Raw genomic sequence first — 24279 nt, forward strand, 5'->3', positions numbered from 1 at the left:
AGACAACCCAGCGCCCTGAAATTTCGGCTTACACCCAAATTTTAGCCGGGTTAAAATTTAAGAAGGATTTAATTAGAAGACTATTTCGGGAGGGTATGATGCGCGAGTCAGTAATTTACCAAGAAATTCTCGAAGAAGGGAAACAGGAAGGAGAACAAATAGGGGAACGGCGAGGAGAACTGCGAGGGAAACAAATAGGGGAACAAATAGGAGAACGACGTTTAGTTATACGTCAACTTACACGCAGGGTGGGAGAACTACCCCCAGATATAGGCGCACAATTGGCAAATTTATCATTGGAAGAATTAGAAAATCTGGGTGAGGCTTTATTAGACTTTACCAGTTTGTTAGATTTGCAGTCCTGGTTAGGTAATAAGTAGAAACTGAACCCCAAAATAACCGGTATTTTGGGGTATCATCACTTACAGCGAATTGCAAGTTTATTTCGTAAATGTTTTGGATTGAGTAAATTGGTTGCAGTCGCAATAATAATATCAAACGTTTTGGCTGTGTGGTCGTCAGTTTATTGATTCTTAAGAAAAAAAATCAAACTTGAAGGTATGAGATATGGATAAAAGGTATGAGATATGGATAAGGTGATACAAAATGGCAATTAAGAAAAGCGAACTTTATAGTACTTTGTGGAAAAGCTGTGATGAACTCCGTGGGGGGATGGATGCATCTCAATATAAAGACTATGTATTAGTATTATTATCTGTCAAATATGTATCTGATAAATATGCTAGTGTCCCAGATGCTTTAATAATAGAAGTTCCCCATCTGCTGTAATAGCTGTAATAATTAAAACTCCAGCCCTCACCCCTGCTCCTCACATCTTGCACCTACCGGGTACCTGGAGTTTAGACTAAAAATACAAGCTGTTTGCATAATCCCTAAGTACCGTATAATTACTGTGAGGGAGTTATCCAAGGAACTAATAACTAATGTCTGAGTCGTTAAATTTTTCGTTCCTAGCAGTCCATAATCAACAACTGGTAAGATTAGGTACTCTAGCTGAAAGATATTTTACAGATGACCCTAATACCTGTTTAATTAAATTACGCCAGTTTGGTGAATTGCTGGCCCAATTAGCAGCAGCGAATATAGGACTGTATCAGGTAGAGGATGAACGCCAGATTAATTTGCTCAATCGGTTGCGCGATCGCGGGTTAGTCAAGGGAGAAGTTGACCAACTATTCCATGAACTGCGTAAAATTGGTAATACAGCAACCCATGAGCTTTCAGGAAATCACCGACTGGCCTTAAGTGGGCTAAAATATGCTCGTGCGTTGGGAATTTGGTTTCATCGGGTATTTGGGGATAATCCTAAATTTGCGCCCGGTCCGTTTATTCCCCCACCTGACCCAACTATAGAAACCCAGACCCTCAAAGCTGAATTAGCACGCTTGCGAGATCAGGTAAAAAAGCAACTTTCAGCAGTGGAAGCAGCGCAAGCATTAGCAGCAATAGAAGCCCAACGGCGCATAGTTGCGGAAGATTTAGCCCGGGAAGCTGAGGCTAAAACCCAAGAGGTTGTGAGTCAGTTGGTGGGAATCCAAGCTCAAGGGAAGGAAAAATCACAACAAACCATTGAGCGGACTATTTCCCAAGCACAGATTGCGGAAATTGGGGTGTTATTGGATGAGCAAGAAACCCGAAAACTCATTGATGCTCAATTACAAGCTGCGGGATGGGAAGCAGACACCGAAGAATTGACTTATCAAAATGGGGTCCGTCCTGAAAAGGGAAGAAACCTAGCGATCGCAGAATATCCCACAGCTAATGGACCCGCTGACTATGCTTTGTTCTGTGGGTTGCAGATTGTGGGAGTAGTAGAAGCGAAACGTCAAAGTAAGGATGTTTCCCAAGGAGCATTAAACCAAGCTAAACGCTACAGCGAAGGGTTTCAAGTATTGGGGGAGGAGGTGTTTGCTGGTGGTCCTTGGGAACGGTACAAAGTTCCTTTTGTGTTTGCTACTAACGGTAGACCATATTTACAGCAACTGGAAACTAAGAGCGGAATCTGGTTTTGTGATTTGCGTCGTCCTACTAATTTGCGAGTATGCCTCACCGGGTGGTATAGTCCTGAAGGTTTACTAGATGTTTTAGCTCAAGATATTGATCAGGCAAATCACCGTTTAAGCCAAGAAGGGTTTAAGTATGGGTTTGAACTACGTGATTATCAAATTCTTGCTATTCAAGCTGTAGAGTCCGCTTTGGCTAGGGAACAACGGGTACTACTCTTAGCAATGGCCACAGGTACAGGAAAAACTAAAACCTGTATTGCTTTAATTTACCGTCTACTCAAAACTAAGCGATTTCGGCGGATCTTATTTTTGGTTGATCGTAGCGCCTTAGGTGAACAAGCTGACAATGCTTTTAAAGATTCTTCCATGGAGAATTTACAAACTTTTGCTGATATATTCGAGATTAAAAACTTAAAAGATATTGAACCAGGTAGGGATACTAAGGTTCATATTGCTACGGTACAAGGTATGGTCAAGCGGATTCTCTACCCTGGTGATGGTGCATCTGTAATTACCCCAGACCAGTATGATTGTATTGTAGTGGATGAGTGTCACCGGGGCTATGTACTAGATCGGGAATTAAGCGATCGCGAATTGGAGTTTAGAGACTTTAAGGATTATGTATCAAAATACCGTCGGGTGTTAGAGCATTTCGACGCTGTAAAAATTGGTTTAACTGCAACCCCCGCACTCCACACCTCAGAAATTTTTGGTCAACCTGTTTACATCTACAGCTATCGAGAAGCTGTCATCGATGGTTGGTTAATTGACCACGAAGAGCCTTTGAAGATTAGCACCAGGTTATCTGAAGAGGGGATAGCTTGGCAAGCCGGGGAGGAAATGGAGTTTTTTAATCCTCAAACTGGGCAACTTGATTTAGTTAATGCCCCTGATAACGTAAAATTGGAAGTAGAACAGTTTAACCGCAAGGTAATTACAGAAGATTTTAACCGGGTTGTCTGTGAAGCTGTCGCCGAGTATATTGATCCATCCCTACCAGGAAAAACCTTGGTTTTCTGTGTGACTGATTATCATGCAGATATTGTGGTTAAGGAACTTAAACAAGCTTTTAAGAATAAATACGGCAGCATAGAGGATGAAGCAGTAATTAAAATTACAGGTACTGCGGATAAACCCTTAGAGTTAATTCGGAAGTTACGCAATGAAGTTAACCCCAAAGTGGCTGTAACTGTAGACTTGCTGACCACAGGAATTGATGTTCCCTCAATTTGTAATCTGGTGTTTATTCGGCGAGTTAATTCCCGGATTCTCTATGAACAAATGTTAGGCAGGGCGACCCGTCTATGTGATGATATTGGCAAAGAGGTATTTAGAATTTTTGATGCGGTGCGCTTATATGAGGCGATCGCCCCTGTGTCTACTATGAAACCTGTGGTGGTTAACCCCAATATTTCCTTTACTCAATTGGTGGAGGAGTTGGAAACTGTCCACACCCCGGAAAATTTAGAACTAGTTATTAACCAACTACTGGCGAAAATTCAACGCCAATGCAAACATTTATCCCCTAACAGTCGAGAACAGTTAGAAGCGATCGCCGGAATCCCCTTATCAAATATAGTTCCCCATCTCAAGGGAAGTACACCAGACCAGGTAAAGGAATGGTGGAAACAAAGAAAGGCGATCGCCCAAATTCTAGACCGTCGGGATGGTGGAACTCAACCCATTTTAATTTCCCGTCATAGTGATGAGTTGGTGGGGATTGAACAGAGTTATGGTAATGCTCAACGTCCCCAAGATTATTTAGAGAGCTTTAAGGCTTTTTTAACAGATAACATTAATCAGGTTCCCGCTTTGATAGTTGTGACACAGCGTCCCCGCGAGTTGACTAGAGCGCAACTCAAAGAACTGCGAATCCTCTTAGATGCAGCAGGATATACAGAAACTAACCTCAAAACTGCATGGAGAGAAACAAATAATCAAGAAATTGCAGCTTCTATTATAGGCTATATTCGTCAAGCTACTTTAGGCGATGCTTTAAAACCCTATTCGGAACGGGTAGATCAGGCCATAAACAAAGTCCTGTCTAGTCGGAGTTGGACACCCCCCCAACGTCAGTGGTTAGAACGAATTGGTAAACAGATTAAGGCCGAAACAATTGTGGATCGGGAAGCTCTGGATAAAGGAGCGTTTAAAACCCATGGGGGATTTAACAGACTTAATCAGGTTTTTGATGGGAATTTAGAGGGTATTATCACCCAAATCCATGAAAATATTTGGGATGTAGCTGGATAGCTCCCCCAAAGTTCCAAAGCCAACTAAGATATTCAAGGGGATGTTTGATAAGTTTTCAACAGGTAATTTTTATCTTAGGGAACAGGGAACAGGGAACACACCACAACAATCAAATCCAGTCCCCTCCCCTTACAAGGCTATCCATTACCCGGATCTTTCTTAACATTTGTGAGAGCGATCGCTCGCAAACCCCCAAACCTTAATCCTCCGTTGATGATTATCAATAAAATAAGGATTTTATCAAGAAGAATAAGGTACATTTTGTCAAGAGTAGGGAAATTTTCAAGCGTTGAAACCGTTGCCACATAAATGTTTCAACATTATTAAGAAAAATGTGGGTAATGGATAGCCTGACAAGGGGAGGGTTAGGGTGGGGTGAAACAATAGTTGATACACTAATCATGATTTATCAAACATCCTCTTAGGGACGATGCACGTTATTAGTTTTAAAATCTTAAGAGAATATGCAGAAAACCATGCAGATTGTCGGGAAGCTCTGAACAATTGGTATAAGGTGGCTGTAAAAGCCAAATGGTCAAAATTAGTGGAAGTACAGCAGGTTTTCCCGAAAGCAGAAGCTGTTAGTAATTTTACTGTTTTCAATATTAAGGGGAATAAATATCGCTTAATTGTTAGTATAGATTATGAAGGGCAGTTAATTTATATTAAGTATATCCTCACTCACGCCGAATATGATAAGGAGAACTGGAAAGATGACCCTTACTTTTAATCCAGATAAATACAAGGAATTATTAACAGTTTATCTTCCCAAGCTGATCAAAACTGAAGCAGAAAATGATCAAGCTTTAGCGATGGTAGAAGATTTAATGCACCGGGAGCGCACTCCTGAAGAAAATGAGGTTTATCAGTTGTTAATTATTTTAATTGAGAAGTTTGAACAAGAATATTATCAGCCTAATCAGCAGAATAATCCTGGTTCTATGTTATTATTTCTTTTAGAGGAATCTGATAAAACTAGAAAGGATTTAGTACCGGTTTTAGGGACAGAAGATATAGTTAATAATATTTTGAGTGGACAAGAGAAAATAAATGCAGAACAAGCCCGGAAGCTGGGAGATTTTTTTTATGTAGAATCTAGTTTATTTATGGAATAATAATTAAATTCGTAGTTGGGCTATAGCCCACTAACTAACTATCTTGTCCGCTGTTAATCCTGGGAAAATCCTGATCTGAATTATGGTAGCTACCTCTGATATTGTACAAAAGCTGTGGACATTATGCGATGTTTTACGGGATGATGGCGTTACATACCTACAATATGTCACAGAGTTAACCTATCTGCTATTTCTGAAAATGGCTCAGGAAACAGGAGCAGAAAAGCAATTACCAGAGGGTTACCGCTGGGGTGATTTAGTTGCTCAGAATGGGGTAGACCAACTGGAATTTTATCGATCGCTCTTATTGATGTTAGGTTCTAAAAATTCCTCTCAAAGAGTACAGACAATTTTCGCTAATGCTCAAACTTCCCTCAAGCAACCCCGCATCCTCAAAAAACTACTAACCAGTATTGATAATTTAGATTGGTTCTCTGACCATCGAGATGAGTTTGGGGATTTGTACGAAGGACTGTTACAAAAAAACGCCGATGAGAAGAAATCTGGCGCGGGTCAGTATTTTACCCCCAGACCATTAATTGATTCGGTGGTTGACCTGCTCAAACCACAACCAGGAGAGTTAATCCAAGACCCCGCAGCGGGTACGGGTGGGTTTTTAATTGCAAGCGATCGCTATATTCGTCAACACCATGACCCCTTTGACTGGACAGAAGCACAGCAAGACTTTCAACAGCATCAAGCACTTTATGGTATGGAGTTAGTGCAAGATGCTCACCGCTTGCTGTTGATGAATATGATGTTACACGGGATTGAAGGTAATGTAAATTTAGGTGATACCCTTTCTTCAACAGGACAGCGATTACCCAAAGCCGATGTCATTCTTACTAATCCTCCCTTTGGCACAAAAAAAGGAGGGGGGTTACCTTCCAGGGATGATTTTACCTATTCCACCTCTAATAAACAACTGGCATTTTTACAGCACATCTACAGATCACTGAAACCAGGGGGAAGAGCAGGGGTAGTTTTACCTGATAATGTGCTGTTTGAGGATGGACAAGGTAAATCTATCCGCGCTGATTTGATGAATAAATGTAATTTACATACTATTCTCAGGTTACCAACTGGTATATTTTATGCCCAGGGTGTGAAAACTAATGTGTTATTTTTCCAACGGGGGACGACGGAGAAAGATAACACTAAAGCGGTTTGGATCTATGATATGCGTACTAATATGCCGAGCTTTGGTAAACGTTCCCCTCTGACTCGTAACCATTTTACTGAGTTTGAGCAGTGCTATGGGGATGACCCTAATGGTGATAGTCCCCGGGTAGATTTAGGTGAAGATGGGCGTTTTCGCTGCTTTACCAGGGAGTATATTACACAACGTCATGAAAATTTAGATATTTCCTGGTTACGGGATGATAGTTTACAATCTGGGGATTTACCGGAACCAGAGGTAATTGCTGGTGAGATTTTAGCAAAACTGCAATTTGCAACTCAGGAGATGGAAGCTTTAGTTATGTTACTGAATGGGGATGATGTGAGTTTTTCCTAGGGGTTGAAGGAGGTAAATGGTAAGGAATTAAAGGTAAAGTTTCTTTTCTTTTAGTTGGTGAAGATGCTCAAGCTTGGGTGTTAAGCAATAGAAGGGGGGAAACCCAATATAGAGAATTAAATCTTAGAGATATATATAAAGTATGAGTGATGAGTTAATAGAATTACCAGAAGGTTGGCGTAAAGTTACTTTATCTGACATTACATATCGCATTACTAAAGGGACTACTCCTACATCACTTGGTTTTGACTTTATTCAAAAAGGTATTCTTTTTGTGAAAGTTGAGAGTATTTATAATGGTTACATAAATCACGAACTGTGTACTTTTATTGGTTTTGATGCAAATGAAGCTTTAGCAAGGTCGCTACTACAAGAAGACGATGTATTGTTTTCAATTGCTGGTACACTGGGACGTGTAGCTGTTGTAAAAAAAGATGATTTGCCAGCTAATACAAATCAAGCTTTGGCAATTATTAGATTAGTGAAACCAATTTGTTGTAATTATATAGCGAAATTTTTATCATCACATTTGTTGAAAAAAAGTATACAGGAAAGTGGTAGAGGTGTAGGGCTTCAAAATATAAACTTAAAACAAGTTTCTGAGTTTAAAATCCCCCTCCCACCACTAAACGAGCAGAAACGCATAGTAACCAAAATAGAAGAGTTAAGCGATCGCACTCAAAAAGCAAAAGCAGCCTTAGAAAGTATACCTCAATTGTGCGATCGCTTTCGTCAGTCTGTCCTTGCTGCTGCTTTCCGAGGTGATTTAACCAAAGAGTGGCGCGAACAAAACCCAGACGTTGAACCTGCTTCAGTTTTACTAGAGAGGATTAGGAAGAAAAGATTTGAACTAGCTCAAACTGCTAGAGAAATTTCTACAGTTAAAAAAGCTTATGAAGAAAAAACTATATTCTTAGATGAAGAACAATATGCATATTTACCAAAAACATGGATTAGCTGTAAAATTAATAGTATTGGAAATGTATGTAACGGAAGCACACCTCCTAGAAATGTAGAAGAATATTGGCAAGGTGTTATCCCTTGGGTAAGTTCAGGAGAAGTTGCGAATAATATCATTTATGAGACTCATGAAAAAATTACAGAACTTGGATATAAAAATAGTTCTGTTAGGCTATTACCCAAAGGAACCGTTTTACTAGCAATGATAGGACAGGGAAAAACTAGGGGGCAAACATCTATATTGCAGATTGAAGCCACTATTAATCAAAATATTGCAGCTATTATTTTAAATCATGATCTGGTTGTATCAGAATATCTTTGGTATTGGTTTCAATACCAGTACGCATCCACTAGAGAATTAGGAAGTGGTTCTGGTCCACAAGCACTAAATTGTCAAAGAGTACGTGAAATACCATTAATTTTAGCTCCTATTAATGAACAAATCAAGGTAGTTGAGTGTATTAAATACATACTTCACCAAGTTGAATTAATAAGGGAAAATTACCAGCAAGCAACAGAGAAACTAGAAACACTAAATCAATCAATCCTAGCCAAAGCCTTCCGGGGTGAATTAGTCCCCCAAGACCCTAACGATGAACCAGCATCCCTATTGCTAGAACGAATTAGAAGCGAGCAAGAAAAATTAAACCCCAGCACACCAAAAAGTAAAAGAACTACTAAACTCAACAAACAAACCAACACCATAGAATCATAGATCACCCTTTGCATACAGAGGCGATCCTCTAAGAGGATGTTTGATAAGTTTTCACCCGTAATTTTTATCTTAGGGAACAGGGAACACACCGAACAGGGAACACACAAAAAACAATCAAATCCAGTCCCCTCCCCTTACAAGGGGAGGGTTAGGGAGGGGTCAAACAATATTCGATACACTAATCATGACTTGACAAACATCCTCTTAGCTTCCGACCCATCAACAGTCAACGGTTCGACTCCGCTCACCGACCACAGTCAACGGTTCGACTGCGCTCACCGACCACCGTCAACAGTTCGACTCCGCTCACCGACCACCGTCACCTGATGAAACTTGAGGGGGATTTTATAAACTAGATTCGCCAATTCTGCCCTAGATAAGTTAAAGATTGAAATAGCTGGTGATTCATCGCCAGCATTTCCCCAACCCATCCTCTAGGAAGAACCGCGCCATTAGCTTGGTGTATTTTCATCTGGTGAGGACTAACGTGTGATAGCTTGCGTGGCGTAGCCATAGATTAAATCACAGCCCTAAGCGTGACGTTTTATCTTGACATTTCACCGATAGCTTGAGTGGCGTAGCCATAATCACATCAATTTGACTGTTTAGCTAGCATAGCTACTCTTTTTCTTGAAATTTCCATGTCAACTCTCGTCATCGTCGAATCTCCGACCAAAGCTCGTACCATTCGCAACTACCTGCCAAAAAACTATCGGGTAGAAGCGTCTATGGGTCATGTCCGTGACTTACCCCAATCTGCCACGGAAATTCCCGCCGCTGTGAAGGCGGAGCCGTGGGCCCAGCTGGGGGTAAATGTAGAAGCCGACTTTGAACCGGTGTATGTAGTCCCCAAAGACAAAAAGAAAGTTGTCACCCAGCTTAAAGAAGCCCTCAAAGAAGCAGATGAACTGATTCTGGCAACTGACGAAGACCGGGAAGGTGAAAGCATCAGTTGGCATTTATACCAACTGCTCAAGCCAAAAGTTCCGACTAAGCGAATGGTCTTTCACGAAATTACCCAAGAAGCTATTAAAAAAGCTTTGAAAAACTGCCGCAATATTGATGAGGAGTTAGTTCGAGCCCAAGAAACACGGCGGATTTTGGATCGATTAGTGGGTTATACCCTGTCTCCCCTGCTGTGGAAAAAAATCGCCTGGGGATTATCCGCTGGAAGAGTACAGTCAGTAGCTGTGAGACTTTTAGTCACCAAGGAGCGCCAACGGCGAGCCTTCCATGAAGGTACATATTGGGATTTAAAAGCTAACTTAGTGCAGGAAAAAACCGCCTTTGGCGCTGTGTTAGTGACACTGGGAGGAACAAAAGTAGCCACTGGTAGTGATTTTGACGCAGCCACGGGACAAATTACCTCCGGGCGCAATGTCTTGTTACTTAACGAAGCCCAAGCGATCGCCCTCAAACAAAGGCTGACGGGGAAAACCTGGAATGTCAACAACATCGATGAACGGGCTGTAACACGTAAACCAGCGCCACCCTTTACCACCTCCACACTCCAACAAGAATCAAACCGTAAACTGCGCCTCTCAGCCAGAGACACTATGCGGATTGCCCAGAATTTGTATGAGCAAGGGTATATTACCTATATGCGGACAGATTCAGTACATTTGTCTGATCAGGCAATCACCGCCGCTCGTAGCTGTGTAGAACAACTTTACGGTAAAAACTACCTCAGTCCCCAACCCCGCCAATACACCACCAAATCTAAAGGCGCACAAGAAGCCCACGAAGCCATTCGCCCCGCTGGTAGCACTTTCCGTACTCCCCAAGAAACTGGTTTAAGCGGTCGGGAACTGGCTGTTTATGACTTGATTTGGAAGCGTACCGTCGCTAGTCAAATGGCTGACTGTCGCCAAACCCAAATTACTGTACAGTTGCAAGTTGAAGATGCTGGCTTTCGTTCTGCTGGTAAGCGGATTGATTTTCCTGGATTCCTGCGTGCTTATGTAGAAGGTTCCGATGACCCAGAGGCGGCCTTGGAAGATCAAGAAGTAATTTTACCTAGTTTGAAAGTGGGGGATCATCCCAATTGTACGGACTTAGAAGCCGTGGGTCACGAAACCCAACCACCTGCTAGATATACTGAAGCCACCCTGGTGAAAACTCTAGAAAGTGAAGGTATTGGCCGCCCTAGTACTTACGCGAGTATTATCGGTACAATCATCGATAAGGGTTATGCCCAATTAGTGAGTAATGCCTTGATTCCTACTTTCACGGCCTTCGCTGTCACAAATCTTCTAGAAAAGTATTTCCCGGATATTGTAGACCCCAGTTTCACCTCCAAGATGGAACAAACTTTAGATGACATTGCTACAGGGGAGGCTAATTGGTTACCTTATTTACGACAATTTTATCTGGGAGACAAAGGTTTAGACACTTTAGTTAAAGAACAAGAACATCAAATTGATGCCACTCTTGCCAGAACCATAGTATTAGAAAATTTAGAGGCTAAAGTCCGTATTGGAAAATATGGCCCCTACATCGAAATGGAGAATGATGGTACTGTGGTTACTGCTTCCATTCCCAAAGACCTGACACCATCTGACCTTGACCCCAAACAGGTAGAAGTACTGCTGCGACAAAAAACCGCAGGACCTGACCAGGTGGGTCGCCATCCTGAAACTGGTGAACCCATTTATCTCAAAATTGGTGCTTATGGTCCCTATGTGCAGTTGGGTGATAAAACAGAGGAAAATCCCAAACCCAAACAAGTTTCTTTACCCAAAGGTGTCACACCGGAAAATGTCTCTTTAGAGATGGCTGTGGGTCTGTTGTCTCTACCCCGGACATTGGGAGTTCATCCGGTCACAGGTGGTAAAATTAAAGCCAGTTTGGGGCGCTTTGGTCCTTATGTTGTTCACGACCAGGGTAAGGAGGGAAAAGATTATCGCTCCCTCAAAGCTGGTGATGATGTGCTGACAGTTTCCCTGGAAAGAGCATTGGAGTTATTATCTGAAGCGAAAAAGGGGCGCGGATCTACCCGTAGCAATTCCAAGACAGCTTTACGGGAATTGGGTATGCACCCTGATGAAGGTACGCCAGTAAATATTTATGATGGCCCCTATGGTCCTTATATTAAGCATGGCAAAATTAATGCCAGCATCCCAGAAGGTCATTCGGTAGAGGATATCACCCTATCTACAGCCCTAGAATTATTAGCAGTCAAAGCCACTACCAAGAAATCTACTCGCAAGACGAGTAAATCTACCACATCTCGCACCAAGTCAACTGCTAAATCATCCCAGACTCGCACTAAAAAAAATGATCCAGAAGCTTAGAGGATGTTTAGTAAGTCATGATTAGTGTATCAACTATTGTTTGACCCCTCCCTCACCTTTCCCTTTATCAGGGAAAGGTGACTGGATATAATTGTTTTTTGTGTGTTCGGTGTTCCCTAAGATAAAATTACCTGTTGAAAACTTATCAAACATCCTCTGAGCTAGTCCTAAGCTGACTATTTTATAGACAAACCTATACTTAAGTTAACAAGGATTGACATAAGTGAGTCAAGAAAATCGCCCACTCTTGACAAATACCCGGTTTTCTCAACTGCGGAAGCTTAAGAATTTATTTAAATCCCCCATCTAAGTTTTGGGGGATTTGGTGTGGGTTTGTGGACTTATCCCAACCTAGAGACTGGGAAAAGTCTCGCAAGGAAGGATAAAGCAAGAATCCCTGTGACTTTGCAGCCGGAGGTGTCAAAGGTCGTAATGTGATACTCTAAAAGGTAGGGTTGATGACAAAAGCCAATTCTAGAAGTAGTTCACTTCCAGGAAGGCTCGGTTACTGTCAGCCTGTTCTCAATCAAGAGGTGCGAAAATACGCGGGTTATGCGTAGCCGTTAGTCACAATATTGAGGTAGTATCTCAGGAGCAGTCAGTTCAATGGACTATATAAATCAAGTGCTAGAAAAGCTGAAAGCGTTGGCACGCAAGCTCATTGAAGCTTTATTAAGCCCAGAGCCAGAACCGGAACCGGAACTAATTCCGATTCCTGTCAATGAGCGATCGCGTCGTCGTTAATACCTGAAAAAATTGAACTCGTATTCACCAATTATTAGTATTTTAGTACTGCACGGGCCCAATTTAAATTTACTAGGACAGCGAGAACCAGGAATTTATGGTTCCTTGACTCTAGCTGATATTAACCGCTTGTTAGAAGCAGAAGCTTTGAAGTTACAAGCGCAAGTAATTCCTGTGCAGTCAAATCATGAAGGGGCTTTGGTAGATCAGATTCATGGGGCTTTAGGAAAACATCAGGGAATTTTGATTAATGCGGGGGCTTATACCCATACAAGTGTGGCTTTGCGGGATGCGATCGCTGGTGTGAATCTACCCACAGTGGAAGTACATTTAAGTAATATTTATCGCCGGGAAGATTTTCGCCACCATTCTTTCATTGCGCCGGTGTCTATCGGCCAAATCAGCGGTTTTGGTGTGCAAAGTTATTTGCTGGGTTTACAAGCCCTCCTGGATCACCTCAGAAATAACGATTTATAATGAACCATGTGAAATTACCCCTGAAAGTGTCCTAGCGGCCTTATGTACTGCTGATGCGGAGGGAAAGCGACGGCGGCAATTGTAATTTTTTTTATTATGCGCTACCCACTGATTAATCGGTTTAAAGGTGCTTTATTAGGAGCATTACTAGGTCAGGTTTTAGCAAAGGATGCCCAAAATTATCTTAGCTGTGATGTGGGGGAAATACTCCTTCTGGGTACTAAAAACTTAATAGAGCTAGGTAAATTAGATGTAGATAACTGGCCAGATCAGCATCCTACAGAACCTCCTGATTTAAACCGCACTGATAGCCTTTTGCTCAGAGCTATAATTGCCACATTACCAGTGGCACTTTTTTTTCATGAGCACAGCACCCACCTACGACAACAATTGCTGGAGATGTTGTCAATATGGGGCGGTGAACCAGTTGTCAGGGATGGCACACTAGCAGTAGGATACACCATCGCCAAATCTCTCACCGAAGAACTTCATCCTCAAACCCTCATACGCGAAATCATCAGTTTTATTGGCGACACATCCACGCTGTTACCAGATAAATTAATAAAACTGAATAATTTATTAGAGCAAGCAGTTGGGTTAGAAACAGTACAAGCCGAATTTAGTAGAGAAGACGATGGGATTCATGCTATTGTGATGGCGTTTTACTGCTTTCTCAGCACCTTGGAAGACCTGCAGTTGGCAGTTTTGCGAGCTACTCATAAGGATAATACTAGGGAGGGAGAAACTGGAAATTTACATTTGCAAACCATCAGTATAATTACTGGTGCATTATCAGGGGCTTACAATAGTACCCTGGGTATGCCTGTAAAATGGCATGGTTTGTTATCCCCTGATAATTCCAGGAGTCCAGTGGTAGAATTAGCTGATGTACTGGTTGCTGTATGGTCAGGAGTGTATGATCCCGCTCTACATTTCAATGAGTATCCAGGGGAGGGATGTGTAAGACATGAAGAACAGACTGCGCTTTGCGTCTTTGCATCTCCTCGCGTTATTCAGTCCCGTTAAGATAATGGTCGCCGTTCCGTTTGTAAGCGCCAAATACCAGTTAAGAAGTAGAAAATTTAGTATTTTTGTCCTCTCTAAAAATAACCTGATGTAGGTGGCTATGCTGTGTAACTGGCTTCAAGCAGATAGCATTACCAATGTTCTGATGAGCTTTGCCAATGGGCAAAGAAAGCGCGATCGCATCCACAAAACCTAGGGATTCTTTGAGGATTGTCTTGTTTTGAGTTATCAAAGTAAGCAGCCGGAGATTATGAACAAGCAGAGATTTTCTCAATATTTTGACAACAGCGAACACCAAAAACCAGAAATAGCACTCAGAACAATGGCAAAAACGGTCAGAACTCGACGGGGTATTGACGCACTATATCCAGGCTGGTTGCATTCTCAGCGTTCTTCCGTAGTTCTGGCCGTCGCTGTCCTATCTCTGACTGGGGTTATCGGGCATAAACTATACAATCAACCGCAACTGACAGTAGGTACTCCAGCACCGGAAACCATCAAAGCACCCTATACTGCTAGGATTGAGGATAAAGGACAAACACAAGCCAAACGCCAAGCCGCCAGTAAGGGTTCCATCCCAGTGTTGATGGTCGATGTCCAAAAGACTGAAATAATCAACAATAATTTACACAAACTTCTGGAACAAGGCCAGAAAATTCGCACAGTAGCTGGAGTTTTTCCCTTTTTTGATACAACAGTTGTTTCTATTGCTACCCAGCATTATCTTCGTTCCTGTTCTATTGCAGAATGGAAAACCCTACTGGCAAGTTTAGGAAATAATAGCCCAAACCAATCAAGCTTGTTAGTGAACCCAAACAAAAGTAACCCCGAAAATAGACACAGAAGCACCATAGCAGAAAAACTGCCCTTATTCCCATCATCTACTGGTTCACCTCTGGTCAGTTCGGGTAATCTACCCCTGTTTGTGTCTCCTGGTAATCAAAAACCCCTTAATCTTGCCCAGAACAGTGAGTTGGCTCAAGCAGTAGCAGAACTCAAAGCTTATCGTGCTACAACTTCAGCTAAAAATTTGGATTCACTCATATTGCAAACCTCCCAAGTGCGGCAAAAATATAGCCAAGCCAGAATCCAACTGTTACAGCAACAGTTAGCCAGTCCCCCGCAAGTTTACACTGAAACCACCCTGCTGCAATTATCAGATGAGGAATGGCAGCAAGCACAGGCAGGAATTCGCCAGAGCGCTGACAGAATTCTGGCTCAAGGGATTTCCCCAGGATTACCTTCAAGTATTCTAGAAAATGCGGTGAAGCTCAACATCCAGGAAGTTGTCCCAAAAAATGCCGAACCCTTGGTAACTAACTTCTTATTAGCCGTGCTGCAACCGAATCTCAAGACTGATGAGGAACAAACCAAACAACAAATACAGCAAGCATCAGATAGAGTATTACCTGTAATAGTGAAGGTAGAGCAAGGAGATCTGATTGTTACCAAAGGAGAAGATATTACTCAATGGCACTTTGATGTGCTGGAGCATTATCAATTAATTCGCCGGGAGAATAACTGGCGAGAATTGATGAAATTAGCCAGTATGATCACAGCAGCAATTGGCATTTTTGTTGTGGTAGGGAAAAAAATCAAGTATAAATTGCGGCAGCGGGATTACCTGTTAGTCCTGCTACTTACCCTCACTACCCCTGCAGTAATCGCCCTTGGCTTACCATATACCACCTGGAGCGGCGTGGGTTTACTGTTGGGTAGCTTTTATGCACCTATTTTAGGTGCTACTGTTGTGGTACTGCTGTTGTTAATTCTACCAATGACAGTGGAAATCAGCATAATTTCCCTGTTAGCTGGTGGAGCGGCGGGAATATTGGGCAGTACCATGGCGCAAAAATTGCGATCGCGCGAAGAATTGGCATTATTAGGTGTAGCGATCGCCCTGACTCAAGGGGGTATGTACCTGATCATGAAGCTGCTCATCGGTGCGGTATTTGGCGCAGGTTGGTATGGCGTACTTCAGGGAGCAGGATTATTTGCATTATCTGGTTTAGCCTGGAGTATTGTGGCCTTGGGCTTAAGTCCTTATCTAGAAAAAGTATTTGATTTAGTTACCCCCATTCGATTAGCTGAACTAGCTAATCCCAATCGCCCCTTATTAAAACGACTGGCTACTGAAACCCCAGGAACCTTTCAGCATACCCTATTGGTAGCTACTCTGGCTGAGGCTGCTGCCAAAAAGCTCGGATGTAATGTAGAACTAGTAAGGGCTGGAACTCTGTATCACGATATCGGTAAAATGCACGATCCCCTGGGGTTTATTGAAAATCAAATGGGGGGGCCTAATAAACATGAAACAGAGATTCAAGATCCTTGGAAGAGTGCAGCAATTATCAAAAAGCACGTGAGTGAGGGGTTGGTGATGGCCCAAAGACACCTTTTACCCACGGCGATTCAAGCTTTCATCCCTGAGCATCAAGGAACAATATTGATTGCCTATTTTTATCACCAAGCACTAGAAATGTCCCGGGAAGACCCCAGCTTAATAGTAGATGAGGCGGATTTTCGCTATGACGGACCGATTCCCCAATCACGGGAAACCGGAATAGTCATGTTAGCCGACTCTTGTGAAGCGGCCCTGCGATCGCTCAAAGATGCAACTCCAGAACAAGCCTTAACCATGCTGAATAATGTTCTGCGTGCCAAATGGCAAGACAATCAAATGGTAGATTCAGGACTGACAAGGCAAGAAATGTCAGAAATCAGCCGTATATTTGTAGATGTTTGGCAGCAATTTCACCACAAGCGCATTGCTTATCCTAAGTTAAAGGTGAGTAACAATGGGTGAATCCTTAGTTAATCATAGCGATAACAACTAACCCTGGGTCAAGATTAAAAATCCTACTTGCAATAAACCAATCAGAAAACCCAAAACACCACCTAAAGTTACAATTGCCTGTAGTTCATTTTTGACGATTCCCTCAATTGCAGCTTCTAAATCAGCAGGTGAAGTTGCTTTCACACGGTCAATGATTACTTTATCTATCGATAATATTGGAATTACCTGCGCGACAATTTTTTCTAAATCTTTTTCCAAATATCTTTCTAAAATTTTCGCCAACTCTTGACTGACAACTTCCAAAGAAGAACCGACTACCTGTGAATTGCTCAAACGATTAAGTAGTAATTTGGCTATCTTTTCCCAGTTAACAGAATCAGTCAATCCTTGAAGTAAATCGCCACCACTCGACTGGATATAATGACGCACACTTTCCCTTGTAGTCTTTCGGAGTTGGCGCACTGTCCCTATGGGTAAGTTTTGTAATGATAAATCTTGCAAGACTTTTTTCAGGCGATCGCGCATTTGCAAAACTTGAATCAATTCCTCTAAACGAGCATTGGTAGCATCTTTTTCATCTAAGCAAAAAGTTCTCAGTCTCGTGAGAGTATTACGTAAACCAAATAAATTTGCTACTACCCAATAAGTACCACTTGTCTTTTCTCGAAAGCTTTCATCAATAGTTTGAATAGTGCGGTCAGTCAAAAAATCAATAATTACCTGTCGCAATACATCTGGGGGTAAAACTACCTGTAGTAACCAATCGGCTAGCCTTGTTGATTGTTCTTCACTCAGTTGTAATTCCAGCAATACTTGGTCAAAGATTTGATTAATCTGTGCCTCTAAAAAATCTTCTCGCCTTGCCAAAACTTTGAGTAACCGAGGTAATGATTCTCCTAACAAATCACGCAAAATTCCTGCGACTATTGTGGCACTTTTATCGTTTTTTTCCTCTTTAATTTGTGTAATTGCCAACTGCAATAACCACAAAATGGCTGACTGTACGCGTTCTGTTTGTAACAACCTTCGCGCCAGATTTTGCAATTCTGTTGGTGTCAGCAATGACCCCATAATTGTATTAGAAATTTTTTGAGCCAGACGTTCCTGATTGCTGGGAATCAATCCGGGAGTAAATGGTAATTTTCGCCCCGCTATGTAAATGGCTCGGTAGGGGCGAAACAACATTTTTATGGCTAGATCGTTAGTGAAATAGCCAATAGTGCCACCCAGGAGCGGGGGTAATAAATAAAACCAAAGGTGAGACCAATCCAAGGTAAAAATTAAGAGAATTAGGCTTGATAAACCACAAGTGGTAAATCATTTACTGACTACCAATACTCCCATCATATCGTTGGCAATGGGATAGTGTGTAACCGAAGTAAAACCAACTTGACGGGCTAACTCGACTTGCTCCTCCCCAGTGGGGAAACGATCTAAGCTGGGACTGATATAAGCATATTCTTGTTTTAAACCCATTTGTTCAGCCATGGGTACAACTATACTACTTAAATACCATTGCTGAAAAGCTCGCATCTGCTGATTTCTGGGACGGTGAAAGTCTAAAATTGCCCCTACTGCGCCAGGCTTGAGAACGCGGTGTAATTCTTGAAGACTGCGATCAATATCTGTAACATTTCTTAAACCATAGCCCATAGTGGCAGCATCGAATTGGCCATCCTCGAAAGGTAAACTGAGTGCATCAGCTTCTATCCAAGAAATATTGGGTTGGGGGTGCAGGCTTTGGGCGCGTTCTTGAGCAGCTGCTAGTAGATTGGCTGAGAAATCCACACCATACACCTGTCCCTGGTTTCCCACATATCTGGCTAAACCAAAGGCTAAATCACCACTACCGCAACATATATCTAGACAAGTATGTCCTGGTTTAGCTCCACTCCATTTGATGGTCATTTCCTTCCAGATCCGATGTTGTCCCAGACTCAACCAATTATTTAACTGGTCATAAACTGGAGCAATACGGTCAAAAATATCGCGGATTTCTCGATTCATTATGGGTCATCTGTGAATGGTCAAGAGTGAAGAATATTTTGACACTAGTATAGTATGTGTAAGACAGAAACGATAAACTGGGGGGTGAAATTTCAGATATCCTAGTTAGCGTTGCTAATTCACATTTAAAAAAAACTTTCCTATTTTAGGCTCCCACTCCCGAATTATGACTAATTTACCTTCTAATGCTCAAAATCCTGAAAATGCTGTGAATGAAGATATAGTAAAGGAGTTGCTGCGAAAGCTCAGACAAAAACAAGGTAACTGGGTAGAGTGGGGAGCGGCGATCGCCTCCTTGCAAAAAGCCGGTTACAATCCTCAGCAGATTTTTGAGGAAACTGGATTTGAGCCTATTCAACAAAACCAGGTGGTTGTTGGTTCCCAAGTTTATCATTCTTTAGAAAAAGGTGGTGCTTCGGAAGCGACGCGATCGCACTACGGTACACGGGGTAGCGATATTTTATACGAATTACGCTCGCTGACCCACGAAGAACGGGCCGCTGCGGCTGAACTGACCTTTACCCACAAGCTCGATATGGATGAAGCGCGGGAAGTGGCAAAAGCAATTAAGGACTTTTCCCGGTTGCGGACTTTACCGACCGGTTTTTCTGCCCATCCCGGTGATGCTGTTGCCTATCAAGCTTGGAAGTTAGCACGGCAGTATACAGATTTGCAAGAGCGATCGCGTCTAATTGCCAAGGGTTTGAAATTTGCCCACACCCCCACAGCTAGGAACAAAATCGAACAGTTATTAGTTGATTTTACTGTAGTCTCCCAGCGTCCCGCCCCCATTTTACCTTTTTATCGCTTTGAGTCAGAAGACGAATTACCCCGCATCGTGCCGGTAGTGGGGGAGTTGCCATTAACACCAGAAGATTTAAAAAGTGTACCTCTGGTAGAAAGCCTTGAACCATTTGGGTTAGTTAAATTTTCTGGGGAACAGGCTTGGGTACCATTACCAGGTTGGCAAGTATTATTAACTGCGGAAGATCCTGTAGTGATTTTATGTAATAGCGATCGCCTCCCTAACCAGGAAAACAATTTACCAAAACCCGTGCTGGTGGTTGTAGACCGCGCCGGGCGACAATGGGATGATTCCAGCTATTTTGTGGTTGAACACAATGGGGAATTAGATTTTCAGTGGTTTGACACCGAGCCTCAAATTCCTCTACTGGGGCGAGTGATTGTGATTGTCCGTCCTAAGAAAATTTTTGATGATGTGATCAGCAAAGATTCCTGGCAAATTGACGAGTAATAAAACCTAAACTCTAATTTTATTACAGCGGTAAAGTTGATAGGGAATACCTATCCGATAGTGTTCTGCACTGTCTATATTACAGATACTATCCCCAAACAGCTTCAACTGCTGGGGATAACTCTCCCTGATCATTCCTGGGCCAACTATCCATAAATTTATCTGAGATATTCCCAGTGTTGGCATTTGATCAAGTTTCTCCCACAAGGGAGGTGAATGGGGAGATTTGTCTAAAAAACCAACAGTATCAAATTGATTGAAACTGTTGATATTATTCCTAAGTTTTTCTAATGCTAAAGCAAAACCTAATCCCAAGGCCACATCCTGATAATTGCTATATCCTACCACTAGCATGATGGGCGTAGATGGTTCTAAATTCATGTTTTGGGCAACTTGTTCAGGTAGGAACGGCTTTTGAAAGAATAAATTAGAAACTACAAACACACAACTGAGAACCCCCACCAACAAAATTATCAATTTTGACTGGTGATTTTTGCCAATACTAGCTGCCAACAAAGCGCAAAAACTGGGATAATAAACAAAGTTATAGCGGGGAATAGCAGTTATATCTTTACCAAATAAGTAGGCTATAGCAAAAAACTCCATTAACACCACAATCATAAAAGTGGCCAGGGTTAAGATTGATAAATGGGTTTTCTTTTCTAAATAGACAGTTTTTAAACCCTTCCATACTTGTAAACCTACCCAAATGGCAAAAGTTACCATGAAAAAGCCACAGATAACTGTAATTACTAAAGGCTGATTTTCCACAGGTAGAGCAATTACCATTAAAATCCAACTAATTAAGGTGTTATATACCGGGGAGATGTGCATGGTAGCAGGTAACCAGTTGGTGGCGGAACTCTGAAAATGATTCAAGATTACCGGCATCCAGGGAATAAAACTAACTACCACCCCAGTAGTTGCTATAATTAAGCTGTTTTTGAATATTGAAGTTTTACACCAATAGATTAATAAGATTAGTGTGATAATTTCAGCAATGAACGCCAAAATAAAAAAGTAGTGAGTATAAAGACCAATAATATTCACAATTGACCATAAGAGCACAACCCACCATCTCAGGCGTTTATTATCTAAAATATCTCGCTGAATTTCCATTAGTCCCCATAATGCTAAAGTGATGAGGAACATGGGCATGGTATAATGACGTGCTTCTTGGGAAAGGTAAACCGCAAAGGGAGAAACAGCCATAATTAAGGCGGCGATGATTCCCGATGTGGGAGAAAAAGCAGTGCGGTTGACAAAATAAATCCCGACAATGGTACCTACGCCAAATAAGGCCGGTAGCGATCGCAATTTTGTTACCCACTCTGAACCCAAGGGAGTCATCGACCCTAACCAGCTGTACATTCCACAAAAAAATAATGGAGGATGGGTAGACTGATGGGTTAAATTTGCAGCAATTTGATCACAAGTAACCCCAGACTGGTAAGTAAAAATTTCTGGGACTCTTTGCAGTGGGAATAAGATATCTAAGGGCAATTGATCATAATTTTTCCCTAAACTGAAAATAGCTGTAATTACCTCGTCCATCCACAGAGGTTTTAAGTCTAAATTCTGAAAGCGTAAGACGGTACTCAGGGCGATGATTGCAGCTAATCCTAGATAATGTAGATATGGTTGCCTATTTGTCAAACCTTGATGGAGTTTTTGCAGTTGGGAGATGAGCTGATACATAAAACTACTGTGCTTTTTAAATCTCAATTTTTATGTTAAATTCTGAACTTAGTCCTAATTTCTCTGGGGAATTTATTCAGTCTCAGTTACAAGAAAAGATTTGGGGAGTCCGTAACACTCTGCGGCCAGGACAACAGCAAATGGCTGATTGGACTTCAGGACTCCTGGCTGTTTCGGCGGTTCCGGGGGCTGGTAAATCTACTGGTATGGCTGCAGCAGCAGCGATGGCGATCGCACGTCAGTACCAAGTTTATGCTCAGTCTGGTGTGTTTGACCGTCGTCAGGTTGTAGTTGTAACTTTTACTCGTTCGGCTGCTGCCAATATTAAAACAAAAATTTGCCAATACTTAAAAGATTTATCTCTACCTCAGTCGGGCTTTGCTGTTTATACTTTACATGGTCTAGCTTTGAATATTGCTAGCCGTTACCCTGATTTGTCTGGTTTAGATTTAGATAATGTCACGTTAATTACTCCTAATCAAAGCCACCGGTTTGTACGTAAAGCTGTAGAGCAATGGATTAATAATCATCCGGAACTTTATGTCCAGTTGCTGGAGGGTGAGCAATTTGACGGGGAAGAGACAGAAAAATTACGTCGTCAGTCAGTTTTGCGCACGGAAGTTTTACCAGACTTAGCCACCACCGTCATTCATGAGGCTAAAAGTTCTGGAATCAAACCAGACCAACTCAGAGGGTGGAGTGAAAAAATAACAGATAAATACGTAACTTTACGTATAGCGGCGGGATTGTATGAAGAATATGAAAATCTCATGCGATCGCATGATTTCATTGACTACGATGATATGATCCTGGCGGCGATTCGTGTTCTGGAAAACCATAGCGCCCGTACCATCGAACAAAACCAAGTTTTAGCTGTATTTGAGGATGAAGCCCAAGATTCTAGTCCTTTACAAACGAGGCTGTTAGAGATTTTAGCCGGTGTTGAGGGAGATAATTATTCACCGACTAATCCCTACTCTCCAGGTAACTTAGTGCGTGTTGGTGATCCGAATCAGGCGATTAACTCGACTTTTACCCCAGCAGATCCGATATATTTCCGGGAGTTTTGCCAATTTTGCCATGGCTTGGGCAAACTAGCAAATATGGATCAAGCTGGACGCAGTAACAGAATCATCATTGCTGCTGCCAACTATGCTCTAGAATGGGTAAACGGGTTTTATCAGCGCAAAAATCGGCAATTGCCCTTTAGTGAGCAAAAAATCCGCCCTGTTAATACCGGCGACCCCCAAAAAAATGCCAATCCGGTACCCACAGGAAGAGGATTAGAGCTTTATAAACCGCGGGATATTGATCATACAGTCGAATTACTGTCTCAAAGAGTGGTGGAGTTGTTTGCTGAAAATCCTCACAATATGAGTGCAGCAATTCTGGTGCGAGAAAATCGCCAAGGACGCTGGTTAACACAGAGGCTCGAACCTGTGTGTCAGGATCATAAAATTAAACTTTATGATGTAGGTGAAAGCGATCGCCGTTCTCATGTTCCCAAGGAAGTTTTGGCATTATTGCAATTTTGCCATCGCCCCCATTCTTCTGACTATCTCAAGGCTGCTTTGGAGGTGTTGGTACAACGTCAATTGATTCCTACCCAAGACCTCAACGCTCTAGCTAGTCTACCAGAAGAATTTTTATATCCCGGTCCGTTAGCAGCACCCCGGTTAGAGGCAGTACAAAAAGCGGCGCATCTGTGTCGTAGTTTACTTCGCGCTCCTTTGGAATTGCCCTTGTATGATCTGATTTCCTTTGTGGCTTTAACTTTAAACTATGAACAAGCGGAATTGGCAAGTGCTGATAAACTCGCGGAACGGGTAAATCAGCAAGTAACTGACCATAATTCTATGGAAGCAATGCTGGGGGCTTTAAGTGAAATTGTCAATTCTGAACGGTTTGAACCAGTGGAAACCGATGATTTAGAAGGCCGTTATACTCGTCCGGGTCAATTGACCATTATCACTATGCACAAAGCGAAGGGGTTAGATTGGGACTATGTATTTATTCCGTTTCTATATGCAAAGTCAATTCCTGGTAAGTTTTGGGTTGCTCCCAAAAGCCAGTTTTTAGGTAAGTTTACTTTATCGGAAGTTGCGCGCGCCCAAATTCGCACGGCGCTACATGGTAAATCTCATATACCTAATGTGTACCAGGCGTGGGAAGAAGCAGAACATTTAAAAATGTCTGAGGAATACCGGTTACTATATGTGGCTATGACACGAGCAAAGCGCTTGTTATGGATGTCTGCATCACAACAAGCGCCTTTTTCCTGGAGTAACCCAGAAAATTTACAAGCAGAACCGCCTTGTCCTGTTTTTGTGGCATTACAACGCCAGTTTCCTGAATGTGTAGTTGATTTGCCAGAAGATTTCAGGAAATAGTATATA

The 24279-nt window shown here is 42.1% G+C and carries 18 protein-coding genes; 14 read left to right on the top strand and 4 right to left on the bottom strand.

Features of this window, described 5'->3' with window-relative positions; translation table 11 throughout:
* The 7 genes from NWP21_RS12245 to NWP21_RS12275 form a co-directional block, all read left to right on the top strand.
* On the top strand, positions 1-380 hold a 380-nt coding region (locus tag NWP21_RS12245; RefSeq protein ID WP_280792927.1), incomplete at its 5' end, for a DUF4351 domain-containing protein.
* A 226-nt stretch (positions 381-606) separates the two neighbouring features.
* A complete protein-coding gene (locus NWP21_RS12250; RefSeq protein ID WP_280792928.1) occupies positions 607-789 on the top strand; it encodes a type I restriction-modification system subunit M N-terminal domain-containing protein in 183 nt (60 codons plus the stop codon).
* A gap of 155 nt (positions 790-944) precedes the next feature.
* On the top strand, positions 945-4280 hold the full coding sequence (gene hsdR / locus NWP21_RS12255; RefSeq protein WP_280792929.1) for a type I restriction-modification system endonuclease: 3336 nt from the start codon (positions 945-947) through the stop codon (positions 4278-4280).
* A gap of 430 nt (positions 4281-4710) precedes the next feature.
* The gene (locus NWP21_RS12260) at positions 4711-5010 is read left to right on the top strand and encodes a type II toxin-antitoxin system HigB family toxin (protein WP_280792930.1); all 300 of its coding nucleotides are present in this window, start codon (positions 4711-4713) and stop codon (positions 5008-5010) included.
* Entirely contained in the window at positions 4994-5395 is a 402-nt protein-coding gene (locus NWP21_RS12265) for a hypothetical protein (RefSeq protein WP_280792931.1), read from the top strand. Before NWP21_RS12260 ends, NWP21_RS12265 begins: the two co-directional genes overlap by 17 nt.
* Before the next feature lie 82 nt (positions 5396-5477).
* A complete protein-coding gene (locus tag NWP21_RS12270; protein WP_280792932.1) occupies positions 5478-6911 on the top strand; it encodes an N-6 DNA methylase in 1434 nt (477 codons plus the stop codon).
* 142 nt (positions 6912-7053) lie between these two features.
* Positions 7054-8586 carry a restriction endonuclease subunit S gene (locus NWP21_RS12275; protein WP_280792933.1) on the top strand — a complete coding sequence of 511 codons (1533 nt, stop codon included), beginning with the start codon at positions 7054-7056 and terminating at the stop codon, positions 8584-8586.
* 352 nt (positions 8587-8938) lie between these two features.
* Here the strand turns inward: NWP21_RS12275 and NWP21_RS12280 are convergent, their stop codons facing one another.
* Positions 8939-9100 (bottom strand): hypothetical protein, encoded by a 162-nt coding sequence (locus tag NWP21_RS12280; protein WP_271733248.1) that lies wholly within the window; start codon positions 9098-9100, stop codon positions 8939-8941.
* 127 nt (positions 9101-9227) lie between these two features.
* On the opposite strand from NWP21_RS12280, the gene topA reads away from it, so the two are divergent.
* From topA to NWP21_RS12305, 5 genes are all read left to right on the top strand, one after another.
* The gene (topA, locus tag NWP21_RS12285) at positions 9228-11879 is read left to right on the top strand and encodes a type I DNA topoisomerase (RefSeq protein ID WP_280792934.1); all 2652 of its coding nucleotides are present in this window, start codon (positions 9228-9230) and stop codon (positions 11877-11879) included.
* 606 nt (positions 11880-12485) lie between these two features.
* Positions 12486-12623 (top strand): hypothetical protein, encoded by a 138-nt coding sequence (locus tag NWP21_RS12290; RefSeq protein WP_280792935.1) that lies wholly within the window; start codon positions 12486-12488, stop codon positions 12621-12623.
* Between the two features lie 3 nt (positions 12624-12626).
* Positions 12627-13100, top strand: coding sequence for a type II 3-dehydroquinate dehydratase (gene aroQ, locus NWP21_RS12295; RefSeq protein ID WP_280792950.1), 474 nt, complete (start codon positions 12627-12629; stop codon positions 13098-13100).
* A 96-nt stretch (positions 13101-13196) separates the two neighbouring features.
* On the top strand, positions 13197-14126 hold the full coding sequence (locus NWP21_RS12300) for an ADP-ribosylglycohydrolase family protein (RefSeq protein ID WP_280792936.1): 930 nt from the start codon (positions 13197-13199) through the stop codon (positions 14124-14126).
* A gap of 250 nt (positions 14127-14376) precedes the next feature.
* Complete coding sequence (locus tag NWP21_RS12305) at positions 14377-16932, top strand: HD family phosphohydrolase (RefSeq protein WP_280792937.1); 2556 nt, start codon at positions 14377-14379, stop codon at positions 16930-16932.
* A 27-nt stretch (positions 16933-16959) separates the two neighbouring features.
* Here the strand turns inward: NWP21_RS12305 and NWP21_RS12310 are convergent, their stop codons facing one another.
* Entirely contained in the window at positions 16960-18195 is a 1236-nt protein-coding gene (locus NWP21_RS12310) for a DUF445 family protein (RefSeq protein WP_280792938.1), read from the bottom strand.
* Positions 18196-18240: 45 nt separating this feature from the next.
* Complete coding sequence (gene ubiE, locus NWP21_RS12315) at positions 18241-18930, bottom strand: bifunctional demethylmenaquinone methyltransferase/2-methoxy-6-polyprenyl-1,4-benzoquinol methylase UbiE (protein ID WP_280792939.1); 690 nt, start codon at positions 18928-18930, stop codon at positions 18241-18243.
* Positions 18931-19096: 166 nt separating this feature from the next.
* Here ubiE and NWP21_RS12320 point away from each other — a divergent pair, with 166 nt between their 5' ends.
* Positions 19097-20185 (top strand): RuBisCO accumulation factor 1, encoded by a 1089-nt coding sequence (locus NWP21_RS12320; RefSeq protein WP_280792940.1) that lies wholly within the window; start codon positions 19097-19099, stop codon positions 20183-20185.
* Between the two features lie 6 nt (positions 20186-20191).
* Here NWP21_RS12320 and NWP21_RS12325 read toward each other — a convergent pair whose 3' ends face one another.
* A complete protein-coding gene (locus NWP21_RS12325; protein WP_280792941.1) occupies positions 20192-21883 on the bottom strand; it encodes a glycosyltransferase family 39 protein in 1692 nt (563 codons plus the stop codon).
* A gap of 32 nt (positions 21884-21915) precedes the next feature.
* On the opposite strand from NWP21_RS12325, the gene NWP21_RS12330 reads away from it, so the two are divergent.
* Complete coding sequence (locus NWP21_RS12330) at positions 21916-24273, top strand: ATP-dependent helicase (protein WP_280792942.1); 2358 nt, start codon at positions 21916-21918, stop codon at positions 24271-24273.
* Positions 24274-24279 lie beyond the last annotated feature (6 nt).

It is taken from the genome of Anabaenopsis sp. FSS-46 (assembly GCF_029891665.1).
In the GTDB taxonomy this organism is placed as follows: domain Bacteria; phylum Cyanobacteriota; class Cyanobacteriia; order Cyanobacteriales; family Nostocaceae; genus Anabaenopsis; species Anabaenopsis arnoldii.

Excerpts from the sequence above, each read along its gene's own strand:
- NWP21_RS12300 (WP_280792936.1), top strand. The coding sequence starts at position 13,197 with ATGCGCTACCCACTGATTAATCGGTTTAAAGGTGCTTTATTAGGAGCA.
- NWP21_RS12265 (WP_280792931.1), top strand. The coding sequence starts at position 4,994 with ATGACCCTTACTTTTAATCCAGATAAATACAAGGAATTATTAACAGTT.
- NWP21_RS12260 (WP_280792930.1), top strand. The coding sequence starts at position 4,711 with ATGCACGTTATTAGTTTTAAAATCTTAAGAGAATATGCAGAAAACCAT.
- NWP21_RS12330 (WP_280792942.1), top strand. The coding sequence starts at position 21,916 with ATGTTAAATTCTGAACTTAGTCCTAATTTCTCTGGGGAATTTATTCAG.
- ubiE (WP_280792939.1), bottom strand. The coding sequence starts at position 18,930 with ATGAATCGAGAAATCCGCGATATTTTTGACCGTATTGCTCCAGTTTAT.
- NWP21_RS12250 (WP_280792928.1), top strand. The coding sequence starts at position 607 with ATGGCAATTAAGAAAAGCGAACTTTATAGTACTTTGTGGAAAAGCTGT.
- NWP21_RS12320 (WP_280792940.1), top strand. The coding sequence starts at position 19,097 with ATGACTAATTTACCTTCTAATGCTCAAAATCCTGAAAATGCTGTGAAT.
- NWP21_RS12305 (WP_280792937.1), top strand. The coding sequence starts at position 14,377 with ATGAACAAGCAGAGATTTTCTCAATATTTTGACAACAGCGAACACCAA.
- NWP21_RS12290 (WP_280792935.1), top strand. The coding sequence starts at position 12,486 with ATGGACTATATAAATCAAGTGCTAGAAAAGCTGAAAGCGTTGGCACGC.
- NWP21_RS12275 (WP_280792933.1), top strand. The coding sequence starts at position 7,054 with ATGAGTGATGAGTTAATAGAATTACCAGAAGGTTGGCGTAAAGTTACT.
- hsdR (WP_280792929.1), top strand. The coding sequence starts at position 945 with ATGTCTGAGTCGTTAAATTTTTCGTTCCTAGCAGTCCATAATCAACAA.
- topA (WP_280792934.1), top strand. The coding sequence starts at position 9,228 with ATGTCAACTCTCGTCATCGTCGAATCTCCGACCAAAGCTCGTACCATT.
- NWP21_RS12270 (WP_280792932.1), top strand. The coding sequence starts at position 5,478 with ATGGTAGCTACCTCTGATATTGTACAAAAGCTGTGGACATTATGCGAT.
- NWP21_RS12280 (WP_271733248.1), bottom strand. The coding sequence starts at position 9,100 with ATGGCTACGCCACGCAAGCTATCACACGTTAGTCCTCACCAGATGAAA.
- NWP21_RS12325 (WP_280792941.1), bottom strand. The coding sequence starts at position 21,883 with ATGTATCAGCTCATCTCCCAACTGCAAAAACTCCATCAAGGTTTGACA.